This is a genomic window from Williamwhitmania sp. (assembly GCA_035529935.1).
GTDB lineage: Bacteria > Bacteroidota > Bacteroidia > Bacteroidales > Williamwhitmaniaceae > Williamwhitmania.
In genome coordinates this window covers 1-13,557 of record DATKVT010000119.1, presented here as the reverse complement: position 1 = coordinate 13,557, position 13,557 = coordinate 1, and the positions used below count along the sequence as shown (strand labels likewise).

The 13,557-nt window shown below is 42.0% G+C and carries 8 protein-coding genes; all 8 read right to left on the bottom strand.

Annotated features, from left to right (window positions below):
- Positions 1-272: 272 nt before the first annotated feature.
- The gene (locus tag VMW01_09125) at positions 273-1,232 is read right to left on the bottom strand and encodes a restriction endonuclease (protein HUW06412.1); all 960 of its coding nucleotides are present in this window, start codon (positions 1,230-1,232) and stop codon (positions 273-275) included.
- Positions 1,233-1,527: 295 nt separating this feature from the next.
- On the bottom strand, positions 1,528-2,835 hold the full coding sequence (locus VMW01_09120) for a caspase family protein (GenBank protein HUW06411.1): 1,308 nt from the start codon (positions 2,833-2,835) through the stop codon (positions 1,528-1,530).
- A 201-nt stretch (positions 2,836-3,036) separates the two neighbouring features.
- Positions 3,037-3,870, bottom strand: coding sequence for a 4Fe-4S binding protein (locus tag VMW01_09115; GenBank protein ID HUW06410.1), 834 nt, complete (start codon positions 3,868-3,870; stop codon positions 3,037-3,039).
- A 255-nt stretch (positions 3,871-4,125) separates the two neighbouring features.
- Complete coding sequence (locus VMW01_09110) at positions 4,126-5,100, bottom strand: Fic family protein (protein HUW06409.1); 975 nt, start codon at positions 5,098-5,100, stop codon at positions 4,126-4,128.
- 332 nt (positions 5,101-5,432) lie between these two features.
- Entirely contained in the window at positions 5,433-7,913 is a 2,481-nt protein-coding gene (locus VMW01_09105; GenBank protein HUW06408.1) for a hypothetical protein, read from the bottom strand.
- Positions 7,914-7,952: 39 nt separating this feature from the next.
- Positions 7,953-11,069, bottom strand: coding sequence for a LamG-like jellyroll fold domain-containing protein (locus VMW01_09100; protein HUW06407.1), 3,117 nt, complete (start codon positions 11,067-11,069; stop codon positions 7,953-7,955).
- Between the two features lie 74 nt (positions 11,070-11,143).
- The gene (locus VMW01_09095) at positions 11,144-12,742 is read right to left on the bottom strand and encodes an alpha-glucosidase (protein HUW06406.1); all 1,599 of its coding nucleotides are present in this window, start codon (positions 12,740-12,742) and stop codon (positions 11,144-11,146) included.
- Between the two features lie 190 nt (positions 12,743-12,932).
- A partial coding sequence (locus VMW01_09090; GenBank protein ID HUW06405.1) for a LamG domain-containing protein occupies positions 12,933-13,557 on the bottom strand: 625 nt, incomplete at its 5' end.

The following is a 13,557-nucleotide window of genomic DNA, read 5'->3' as shown; positions in this document are numbered from 1 at the left end:
TGAAACAATTTCGAATTTGATGTCTTTTCTTGGTTTTCTTTTATTATCTGTCCACAACTAAGAAAACTAATTGTCAGAATGAGAACCAAAATTGTTAAAAGTCTTGTCATTCGTGTCGTTCAATTAAAATGCACCATAACGGTTGGTACATGTTGCGGAGCGGATTTCGGAGAGCGTTCCTGTCCGGTAGGACATGAACTGCGATGCGAGAATCCGCAGTTGCTAACCGCACCAACCCCGCTCTGAAATATGTACTTTGTTATGGCACGTTTTTATTTTAAAATTCTTTTATAAGGTTCTTTATCTATTATCGCGAGTTTAATTTTGTCCCTCAAATAATTCTTGAAATCAGTCTCATCCTCTATTACTCTAACCAGTTCTTCTAGGTCAAACATTATTAAGAGAGCATTTTTAACCAAAGCTTCTTTTGCTGCTAATATACTTGCAGGTGAAAATCCAGATGCTGAAATAAAAATTCCTTGTGCATTTGCTCGATGATATATTCTTCCGAGATGCGAATAAATATCGTCGATTCCAATAGAATCTTTCTTCCATTTCATTTCAACCAAGAAAACTTGGTTGTCAATTTCGATAATTCCATCAATTTGCTCTACTATTCCTGCTCCAAATTCTCCAACACGCTTAAAATCTTCTTTTACAAGAATTTGATGAGCCTTAAAATAGCTATTAAGAACAGGTTCTAATTTTTTTCCACGTTTTTGAAAGTTGGTCTCGGAAAAAAGTGAAAACAAATCCTTTTTTATTTTTTCCAGGAGTTCTCTTTGTTTTTGAACCTCTGCAATTTTGTTTTGATATTCCTGTTTTCTTAAATTTTGTTCTTTGTCTCTTTCTTGTTTCATTCTAGTAAAAGAGTCTTTAACATTAATTACTTTTTGAATTTCAGCAACCATTCCTTTGGCTTTGAATTGGTCACTTTCCCAACAGGTTGAGAACGCTTCAAATTCTGTTATTCGTTTTAAAATTTCTCTTCTTTCACGTAAGTATTTGTCAGTGTCTTGATTAATCCTTTCCAAAATTGTCCTACATATATCGTATTTGGAAATAGAGTCAGGAGCAGAATTTACTTTAATTGAAACATCTTTATAAATTCGAGAATCAACACCAGCCCCATTAAAAAATGTCAATACCGATTTTTTCGAACGATTCAATAAAGGAATTGTCTGGACAATTAAATCAAACAAATCTGGTGGATAATGGTAAATATCATTCATAATATTTTGCTTTTGCTACTGCTATTTCAAATGTGCCATAACTCGTTTATATGTGCACCATTTCTGGGAAAAGGTGCACATATCCACCCCGTATTGGAAATATTGTATACCTTTTTTTCAGCATGGTGCATTTTATTTTTCCTAAAAATAGTAATTTTTTGTTGCTGCATGTCATCAAAAGGGCCTTTTATTCTTTGCAAGCTCTTTCTATAAACATGGGTATATATCCCCTGCTTGCACGGACATGCTAATCGTTTCTATTCTTTACTTCGATGTAAGACGTTTAGCGGCAAAGCTATTTTATTGACCAATTTGCCCAGGTGCTATCTGCGCTTGGACTGAAGCTGCACTGCGGTGTTTGTAATTTGCTATTCAACGCGGTTTCCTTCCTCACGCTGTTAATAACAAAATCGGCCAGCTCCTTGTAGGTAATATTGCCCTTGGTTTCCTGCAGCTTTTTTAGCAAGAAATAGGTCATGTATCCATGCTTCTTCTCCCGAAATACTCCCGACGATTCCTCGCCGGTGCTCGACGAGAGCACAACCATATTACCACCGATCATGTTTTCCTTCGGCCGAACCCTAACCCCTTTCATTGCAATTAATCCTTGGTTTCGTGCGCCACCACTAAAGCAGGCATCGAGAAACACGGAAACCCTTTTTGCTGGATACTCATTTAGCTTCGCATATAAATCGGACAGCTTTATACCAAGCGTAACATTACTCCCGCTGATGTCAACAGGCATCATATAGGACTCCTTGGTCTGCTCATCGGGCAAACCATGACCGGAGTAGTAGAATACCAGCTCGGCTTTGCCATCATCAATTTTGGCAAGGTTGCTTAACCAGGCAATACCCTGGCTCATTTGTCCGGCTGTAGCGTTGGTCAACAATTTTATCTGCTTTTCCGGAATACCCATCACGTTGATGCAGTATTCCTTAAATACCCGTGCATCGTTAATGGCAAAATCTACATTAACCTCGTTGCTTAGGCCGGTTTGAAAAGAGCTGTAATCCTCGTTGCCAATAATTAACGCATAGGTATTTGGCTTAACAGTTTTATTTACCGGAATATCGATATCAACATCCGATTTTGCCTCCTCTTTCACTGTTTTTAAAGCGAAACTATTTGCAGCGGTATTACTATTTGCAAGGGTGTTGGTTGCCGCATTTTGAATAAAGGGGTCCTGAGTATCCTCCACATAGTTTTGAACCACTGCCAATTTTGAATCGTTGAACTCTTTTTCACCGGTAGCCTCATCAACATCTACCAGCTTTAGGTATGTATTATAAAGCTTAACGTAGTAATTCTTGCCATGCTGAACAGCGAGGGTTACGGAACTCTCTCCCAGCTTAACGCCCTTTTCTATCCCATAGAAGCAGGATATCTTAATATCGCCCGTGGAGTATACCTTATACTTTATCCTCGCTTTCTTCTCGAGCTGGAGGGTTGCCTTATCGTTAAAAAGGATTGTAAACGTTGGGCGAGCACCAAAGGAGTTGGTATAATACAGGTATATCCAGCTATAATCCTGCGTCTGTGACCGAGCTTCATTGGTAATAGCAAGCAACGCTATTGCCAATACAAACAGATACTTTCTCATTGGATTTCCGGGTTATGCTTTGTAAAAATAAAGCATTTTATTCCTCAGCAATCATTTGCATATGACATAATTTTATGGGTTCAATATAATTCTAGCTTATTTCTCAATTAAGAGTAAACGGTAGCGGAATATTTTTAGGGGCTGGAGGTAATGGTTTGCGTGTTTGGGAGTTTGAAAGGACTTATATTATTTTTATAATCATTATGATTTTGATGAGAAAATTGTAAGTGGTTCTTGGCGGTAAACAGAAGGTTTTTTAAGGAGAATTTTAAGTACTAATTTCATTATAATATTAGGTTTGACAAATCGAGCTTTATTCTTACAGATTGAAACACAAGCCATGCATCCAAGACATTTTTTTTTGGCTTCTTGATTCATGAAATTGCCTGTTTCCGGCGAAATAATATTAATAGGGCAGCGTTTTGAACAAGCTCCACAGAAAGAGCATTTCTCTGATTTGAAAGCCGGTATTATAGGTGTGTAATTCTTTGATTTAGAAAACATGTCCCTTTGAACCAAAATATCCTTTAAAGACAAATAATTAGAAGTATTTAGACTATCTATTCCAAAATTACACGCTTTTTCCAAATCAGTATTATCAGGTCGTCCAATAGCTACAGGTACTATATCCGAATATGAGTGCTGACCGATAAAAGCGCCAGCAGCTTTAATACTAAAACCATTATTAGTAAGAATTTCTACCATATGGTAAAGTGCAATACCATAATCCCTATTACCGTATACAACAACGGTTGTGCATTCTTTTCCATTTCCGTTTAAGGCTTTTAAACATTCGATTACCGGAATAGGTAATTTGCCTGTATATACAGGTGCTCCAATAATTATATGGTCAATGTTATCTAAAAGCGCATTTGGATTTGAAGACAATTTTGTTCGGAAATCTAGATTGGTGATGTTCAAATCGACAGGAACTTCGGCTCCCATACCTAAAGCAATTGCCTTACAAATTTTTTTCGTTGTATTTGTAGGTGAGAAGTAAAGTATCCCAATACGTTTTGTTATATTATCGCTCATATAATTTATAAACATGTTTAAAACTGAACGAAATTCCCAAATCTAAGTCTTCGATTTTCATCTAGTAGTAATTCACTGTCAGAGAATGATTGTATGGTAGCAGCCAACGCTTGGTGTACTTGTTGTGCTTGGCAGTTTAGCTTCGCTGAGCTTCCTGCGGTCGGTTGAAACTGTTTCCTTACCCCACGATAGTAAAGCTACCTAAAAGCAGTGAAGACTCCAAATGCGTCATCTATCTGGGCGAGGTAAACACGATCATGCTTTGTTAACTTTCTTTCGATATTTATATTTGGTGGTATTCTTGTCTCCAATTTTGTCGATTATTCCATTCTCAACGGCAAATTGTAAATCTCTGCTTGCCGTTGCAGGTGAAATTTCTTTAAAATTTCTTAGGTAATCTTTGCGATTGAAATATTCGTCCTTAATAATAGATTTATAAATACTTATCCTATCTATATTTGTTAAGGCAACATTTGCTGTTTTCAGCAAATCATCTAGCGATTCTTTAATTACTTCGAGCATAAACTCAATGAATAAGGTTGATTCTCCTGTTTTGTCCGATTTGCCCAAGGCATCATAGTATTCTTTTTGCTTTTCTTTAATCAACGCTTCCACGGGCAAATATTCAAATACTGGGTATTTGTCCATCAGTATAACGGTTTGCCATAACCTACCCATTCTCCCGTTACCATCCATGAATGGGTGAATGAACTCCAGTTCGTAATGAAAGACACAACTCTTTATTAAAAGTAGGTTTTCATCATTCTTTAAATAATTGAATAAATCATTCATTAATGGTTTTACCATTTCACTCGGAGGTGCAATATGAGCGAGTTTAGAACCTATTGCAATCCCAACCGCCTTATTTCTTAACCTTCCTGGCAACTCAATGAGCCCCTCCATAAGTATTTGGTGTGCTTTACAGAAAGAGTCAAAACTGTAAGGTTCAAATTCATCTAGTTGGTCATATACTGCAATAGCATTCTTAACTTCAATGATATCATTTTTTGGACCAAGAACTCGCTCATTCTCAAAGATTGCAGTAATCTGTTCAATGGTCAAAGTATTTCCCTCAATTCCGAGGGAAGATTGAATTGTCTTTATTCGATTTCTTTTTCTTAATTCTGTTGGAGGTTTGCTCAGATGAACAGAGTTTACTTCTCCAATTCTTTCAGAAATCAAGGAGACTAGCGTCAATATTTTAGCAGTAATTTGGTAAGGTGGCTTCATAAAACTTTCTCATGATAGTATCATATGATAGTATCAAAGGTAATGTTTTTTCCTTCATGTTTTAGGGAATGTAAATCTTTGAACAGTCTAATACAGCAAAATATGTGCGATAGAATAACACCAGTAAGTGCATACGCAGCTCCAAATGGTAGCCAATTTTCAGATAAAGTTTATTTCGGGACTGGCGCCTACTCCCTTTTGCCGAGGAAGCCTCAGTGAAGCACGGTTGGAACGGGGTTACTTAAAAACGAAGTAGCAAGGACTGCCATATTTACATGTAGCCCTTGCTACTCCCTCAGGGTTCTACCCCTATTCAATGACAAACGGCGCTCCTACTTTGCCTCCGATTTTATGTAATCGGGGTCCATATCGGGTGTGCGGAGACCTGCCACCTCATCGGCCATAAGAATAAATACATTCCAGCACAGCCCTCTTGTAGATGGCCACCAGCTTGCGGTTGTGGTCCATTTGGTTGGGATAAACTCCTTGCTGAACGGCCATTGGGGATTGAGGTAGATCTCTGCCCAAATTCGGTTTTCCATCAACATGGGTGCTTTTTTCCAACCGTGTTTTAAGCCCACCACGTAGGCGCAATATTCGGCCCGAAACCAGCTGCCGCCGTTGTAGTAAACCCCATCGCGCTGACCGTTGGCATAATTTTCCTCACCAAACTTTCCAAATGGTTGATAATCGGGGGTGAGATAGGAATAGCCCGGTGCACTCTTTATCAATCTTACGCAGATGGGTGCTGTAGTGCCATATTCCGGGTGCGGAGAGTTTGGCACCTTATTGAGCACGGGAATCTGATCCAGATGATTTTTCACCATCTCGTCGGTTAGCATTGGCCTATTAAATAGCCATAGCGAGAAAAATTCAGGCTCCAGGTCGGTAAGCGAAATAATGTCGGGATACTCCCTGTCGAACAGCATGTGCTTTCGTATGGGATCATAAAAATTTCGATATGCCGTCTCGGCTTTTTCGATATGGGCCTCTGTAATGTTAAATCCCAACTCCTTAATTGTTCGTAATGCAATGGCCAGCATTCCTTGGTTAAGGCCAAGCCTATCCGTTTTAGGGTTGTAGTCTACAATATCAACCTGACCCAAACAGAAGTGTGACTTGCATATTCCATCTCCATTGGGATCAAACTCCTTGAGCACATAGTCAACGGCTCTCCTAATTTTCTCCTGCGGAAGGGTTACGCCAAAGCGACGCTTATTCATCATTGCCCAGATAAGCCATTCAATGGTTGCTTCGTTGTCCTTAGCCTCCACCGATCCCATGAGCGGAGTTATAATGGTGCCGATACCGCCTTGGGGTGTTTGTGTTTTGCCCCATTGAGCCCATATAGCCATGTTCAAATCTTTGTTGTACGATGAAATCGTTGAAAAGAATGAATCCCGGTTATACATATCGGGAGCATAGTTCATGTTGGGCACATTAAACGGGGTAAAGTCTTTGGTATCGGTAACCCAGGTGAGCATATTGAAGTTGGCATAAAGCATTTTCTCTATCAACGACCCCTTAAACCCTTTTCCCTCGGCTAACCTCGATTGGGATGAGATCATAAACTGCTGGTGCGACACCCACGGTTCCACAAAGATATAGGTAGTTTTTACAGCCTTTTCACCAATTTGAAGTACATTGTATGGCTCACTCTGGGGGTGATTCTCCACAAACTTCAAATCCTTTATTTGGAGCAAGCACTCTTTTCCCGATTGCGTTCCAATGAACACCGATACGCTATCCTTTTCGATATAGGGCACGAGTATACTTCCCTTAAAGAGCGTCCAGCCCTTCTCATCTGCAGGAAAGTTGTCGATGTACTTAACTCCATCTTCCAACTCAACAGTTCGTTGACCATTTTTTATCCTAAACAGCTTCAAGGCCACGCCAGCATTTCCTTTACACAAAAACGAAATGGTATATATCTTCTGATCTTTAAAGGGGGCAATAAAATCTATTCCTGCCCTACCTCCAGGATGTCCAGCAATAGTGATAAGCCCATCTTTTCTAGTTATCTCAGCATTGCCCTCCTTTTGATAGGTGGTATCTGGTATTAACTCGGTATCTACACCAGCGTCGAGGTTATACATCTCGCCAAAGGTCTGCCTTATGTATTGGTTATTTTCGGCTCTCTCGGGTAACGTTGCAACAGAAAACAGGTTCGGATCGGGCAATCGGCGCATGCCCACAAATCCACCACCTCGTCCACTAAATCGGCGACGTGTATTCCGTGTATACTGATTCTTATAACCTGCATCGGTTAGGAAACCCACCACGCTATTGCTTGGCGTAATAAAGCCCACAGCTGGATACATCTCGTGCACAAAGCCACCGGGGAAATTATCATGTTCGAAGGTTACATACCGCTTTGGCTTTTCTGTAGGCCGAGCGGTTTCTCGCAAAATATAATACATCCCCGGCATGGAGGGTTGGAACAGCTCCACTGTCTTTTTTATTGTATTTGCATTTACCACCTCATAGGTTACCGAAACCGACAGGTTGGCATCAAAATCTTTTAGGTAAGTATCTCTTGTTAAGGTTATACTCCTTTCATTTCCAGTCCATTTCTGACCGGTCCAATGTGGCAATTCTGCAACTGTACTTAAATCAAGATTAAACATTTGTAGGGAAAATTCCTCCGTGTTGGTTACCACAAATTGATTGCCATTGTAAATTTCGACACGATAACCAGCCTTTTCATCCCCAGCCGCTTTAAGGGATAGCTGCTGACTGAATCCGGATGAGGAGCATACTAAAACGGCCAAGAAAAGGAGTAAAATTGGCAGCCTATTTTTTTGATGTCGCATAAAAATGAAGGTTAGGTGTTTTTAATCTTTAAAATCTCGTCACTGGATAACTATTTTTCGGCTAATCAACTGGCCGTCAGCCAGCATTATTCTCAACATATACATTCCAGGGCTGGTTTTAGGAATTTCAATTTGGATTCCAAAACCTCCCGCGCTAACACGGCAGCCGGAAACCTCTCTCCCATCCATAGATAGCAACGAGACCTGTTTGGCCTGTGTTACCCCGTTGAATTCCACATTGATAACCTCTTTAGCTGGGATGGGAAAAATACGAACAGCCAACTCATTCGTTTTTATTCCGCTTGGTTCGGCCCACTCATTCTTTAGCTGTTCAATTTGGGAAATGGGAATCTCCTTATCCCAAAGTTTTACCTCATCTACGCTTCCAAGAAGATTGTAGAGTGTTTCAACGTTGTTCATCCGCCCAATTGTAATGGGTGAGGTTGAGGGTTGAAGAGCACCCGAAAAGGCTTTAAACGTATCCAAAACGCCATCCAGATATAGCTCCATGGAGTATCCTGTATATTGAACGCAAACATGGTAGTATCGATTGAGCTCAATTGGTGCAGAGCCATCGAGATCGGCCACACCGTTGCTTGTTTTTACGGTCCATCGCAGCACTCCATCGGGGGTAATGGATAGCTTATAGCGCTCCTGCCATGAGCCATGTGAAATGATAAACCTTTCGGAACCGAGCTGTTCGCACCTTACCCAGCAGCTGAGGGTCACCGCATCGGGAAAATTAAGATCCGGGTCGTTTGGGGTATAGATGATGTTTTGCCCCGAGGTAAATCGGTACGCCAACGATGCCATTCCCCGGGCATCATTGGTTTTGGTTGCCCCAACCACCGTTGCGTTGAAACGGTTGGATATTGCATTAAGGTTGTTCGAATCGAAGGGATACCAAATAAGCGGCGTTTGTTCGGCGATGCTAGTATCCTTTACCAACACCTCTGTGGATACCATTGTGGAAAGTTGGTCCTGATTGGTGACAGTTACTGTAATAGTATCCACAGCTGGAGACGATGGTGCCTGCCAAGAAACTGACCTCCCGATGGTTTGACTTAATGTGCCACCAGAAGCATTCCAAGCATACTGAAGTATTTCACCTGGTAGTGAGTCAACAAGAGCAGTAAAGGTGCATTCGCTGCCAATATTGGTGAATTTTGAGCTCGATTGAATGCCGGTAACTGCAGGAGGAGTTGGAATGTGATCCACTATGGAAAGGTGAAGTGTGTCCTCGGCAGTCTGACTATTGGCGGTTACTACGCATTTGAGTACCAATTGTGATGGAGCTGCAGGTGCGGTAAGCTGCACCTGCGATTGGGTTTGCCCATTAATTGGCACGTCGTCCAGAAACCATTCGTACTGCACTGGATCGCCCACATTAATATTTCCTGGCGTGCAGTATGCGGTGTATGTTGAATCGGTAATAATTGGATTATGATCGGTAGACAGCGCCTTTACCCGGAGTTTTCCGTTGTAAGCATACTGGTAGTGATAGTCGAGAATATCTGTGCCAGCATATAGCCTTCCATCTCTGGCATCTGGCGTAATCGACGATGAAAAAAGACGTATCAACCTTACCTCTCCTGCAGGAACGGTCACTTGGATGGACCCTGTAGCGCTTGAGGATAGAATGGTTTCGGTAATGGCGTCGTATACCCCAAAAGTTCCTGCCGGAAGTGTAACATCAACCTGCTGATCGGCCGTGGTTGGGTTAAAGTAGAGGTACGAAACTAGATTATTTTCCCCGTAAAAGTCTGTTTTATTGAGATTGATCTGTAGAATCTGGGGGATATTGGTTGTTTTAACTACAGAGGCAAGATATCCAACGGTGGAACCGCTGTAGAGCGAAAGATTTGTGGCTGCCCATCCACCGCCAATTGCATCACCAGTGGCAAATGGTGTTTTACCTGACAATACCTGTTTCATCGATTCATGTGGAATGCAGGCAGTTGGGTCGTTGGTGGAAGCCCATGTGTAGGAATCCTGATTGTCTTGAGGAAGTGCATCCCAGTAGAACAAACGGCTAGCGTTGGTAACATTCAGCAGCCATTTGGCAATGGCGCGGGCGTAACGCTTATCGTATTTGGGTAGCGGAGCAAGTGCAGCTGCCTGTTGAAAGCCATTCATTACAAAGGCGTAGTCGTTACCAGCATCGTTGGCCTCACCAATTAGGCCAGAAACATCGTAGCCTCCCCAAGTTCCTACAATAGCACCCCACCCTCTCAAATCGCCCCGGTTGAAGCACCAGTCAAGCAACTCCTGCATGGGGTAATTGGTTCCCTCCACTGCGTTCATTCTGGCGGCGGTAACCGTTCCGTAGGACAGCTGAAGCTCATAGGCTGGGTTCGATCCAAAATTGGTTAGAAAGTCCATGGCCTCCTGAACACCTTCAAAATATTTCCGATTCCCAGTTTGGAGGTAGGCGTTGTAGAGCAGCCACGAAATACTTCCAGCCGATTCGGGCTCAGGGACACTTGTGTTCAAGGGTAGACCAGTTGCTAAGTTAAAGGCACGGTAGTTCATATTTGGAGCTGCCCACGGAGTGGCGCTTCCACCCAGCTGGGTAACACAGCCTAGCCATCGGTCGGCAATGGTTGTAAACTGACTGTTGAATTCGGGTGCGGCGTTGGGGTATAGCGATCTCAGCTGATAAAAGTAAACGTTGGGCATTACATCGTACCACCAATCATCGCCCGAAACGGTTGAGTAGCTGTTGAGGTATACATTCTGGCCATTTTTAAGGTTGAAGAAATCCTTGACTTTGGCCACCCAATTCACCCCGTTCTGGTTACTCTTATCGATTCCAACTAGGCTTGCGCCCACAATTGCCGGCAATATGTTTATGGCCTCTGCTTGGTTAGAATGGTCAACAGAACCTACGTAGCTATCGAGAAAGAGTGGCGTATTGTCGGCATAGTTAAATTGCCCTTGAGTGCCAAGGCGTACCAGCGGCAAATATGATCCTGTTTTAGTGAGGTCGAATACGTAGGTGTCGTAATCATGCGCCACGGTGCTCCAATCCCTAATCTGAAGCGGTGCAGGTAAATTGGGCATTAAATCAATGCGGGAAATATTTAGCTGTCCGGTTTGTGCTAAAGCCGATAGGGATATTAAAAGAGCGGCGATATTTAGAAGTAAACGTTTCATCGAGCTAGAGATTAGGTTAATAATACGGTGAAGTAACCATTGCAACACGATTGGTTTACTGAAACCATTTTCATCTATTGCCTATAAATCAAAAAACCATTTGGCTCAAGTTCATTACTACCCACGAGTATTTTTGCATCCGATGGCACGTCAATGCTTGTCTTCTTACCAAAGTTAACAACAACCGTAACTTTATCACCGGCATAGGTGCGAGTAAACAGTATCATGTCGTCGATATGCTCAAGTCGTTCGTAGCTCCCATACTGAAGGGCTGGCTCACTATTTCTCATGGTTATCAATTTTTTGTAGGTATTCAAAATGGATTCGTTTTGTTGCAAACTCTCCTGAACATTGACATTTTTGTAGTCTTCTTGAACCTTTATCCAGGGTTTGCCCGTCGTAAAACCCGCATTGCGAGTTGTATCCCACTGCATTGGGCTGCGTGATTTATCCCGGTTGTGCTTGTTGCCTTCTACAAGAGCTTCTGCTGGTGTCATTCCATTGTGAAGAGCCATTAAATAGTGGGTTTTTCCCTGGATGTCCACCATTTCAGCATAAGTATTGGCTACAATGTTTTGCATTCCAATCTCTTCGCCATAGTAAACAAAAGGGACGCCCTTAGCCGTAAGCATAAGGGCGGCAAGGGTCTTTGCCCTCTCGGGATTACCATCGGCAAGTCGGTTCATCAGCCGTGGCATATCGTGGCTACCAAAAAACAGGGTAGGATAATCGCTCATGCTTTTCTCCATATTCTGCAGCTCATTAAAAATTCGGTCAACGGAAAATTTTGGGATGCTTCCAAAGTTAAAATTGAAAACAACATCCAGTAGGTTAGGTGCTTGATACTGACTAATCACACCTAGCTTATCGCTACCAATTTCACCAACTACAAAGCGGTTGGGGTATTCGTTAATGGTAGCTTTAATAGTTTGAATGGCCTTTTTCACGCTAGGCTGGTTAATGTCAAAAATATGCTCCTGATTTCCATCCTTTACCGGATTGTCAGCCAAAATCCCATCCGTAGTGAGGAAGTTTATTACATCCAACCTGAAGCCATCAACGCCAAGGTTGAGCCAGTAGCGAAGTACCTTTTGAATCTCAGCTACCACTTTCGGGTTCGACCAGTTGAGATCGGCCATTCTTACGTCAAACTTGTGGTAGTAATATTGGTTGGAGAGGCTATCGAGCTGCCATGCGCCTCCGCCAAAAAAAGATTCCCAGTTATTGGGTTTATCGCGCCAAATATAGTAATCGCGGTAGGAATTATCCTTTGATTTTCTAGACTCTTGGAACCAGCGGCAGTCTGTGGAGGTGTGGTTCACCACCATATCCATAATTACCTTGATTCCTCTCTTGTGGGCAGCATTCAGAAATATTTTGAAATCGTTAAGAGTGCCATAAATTGTATCAATCTGATAGTAGTCGGCCACATCATAACCGTTATCTACTTTTGGCGATTTAAGAAACGGGGTAAGCCAAATCCCTTTAATACCAAGCGACTGAAGGTAATCGAGCCTCGCAGTCATTCCCGTAAAATCGCTATATCCATCGCCATCGCTATCCTGATAGGAGGGCATGTAAATCTGGTAAAAAACTGATTCGCGCCACCATTGCACCGGAGCTGAGCGTTGCACACGTTGAGCCGAGGCAACTAAAGAGTTGAATAATAGCATAAATATTAGGATATTGCGAACCATAGTATGCAGATAATTGTGATCCTATTCCTAAAACAATAAGGAAATTAGTATTCCACCAATGTTTTCAAAGAGTCAAATAAAAGGGAAGGCTCAATATCCTTCCAAATGTGATGCAGAAAGAATTGAGCCTAACCCATTAACCTAACAAATAAACCTAATCACCTAATTACGGTTTTTCGTCATTGTACAACTTCGAAACTTGTCCATCAGTCAGTGCAATGCTATAGATTCTTAATTCATCGATAGCACCTTCAAAACAGCCTACGTTGGCAGTCGTTATCCAGCTAAAATTATCAGGATGGGCTGCGATTTCATCATCAGTTGCAAGAGTGCCAATTAAAAATGGCTGTGCTGTGTAGGTATAATTGGTGTTGATATCAGTAAAAGAAAGGGTTTGAGTCAATGGACCTACGCCATTTGTTTCCGTATAAGTCTGAGTCTTCACACCATTGATGTAGAACGTCAAAGTATTTGTTGTGCTATTCAGCGAAACTACAAGTTGACTCCAAACACCAGCAGCAACCACGCCATCGCCATCATCAAAATCCTGAACGGTGTTGGCATCAATACGCTCTGTAATCATTGGTTTTGTGCCTGATTGGGTTTGGAATTTATAACCCCACCAGTAGTTTTGTGAAACGATAATGTTGTTCTCCCAACCTAGGTTATCCAGCTTAACCCATACTGAGATGGTCATGCTAGCAGGAAGGAAGTCAGTGGAATAAGGAACCTCGAGGTGGGCTCCGTTGGTCAGATAAACGGCCTTTCCACCTTTGACACCATCAACCCAT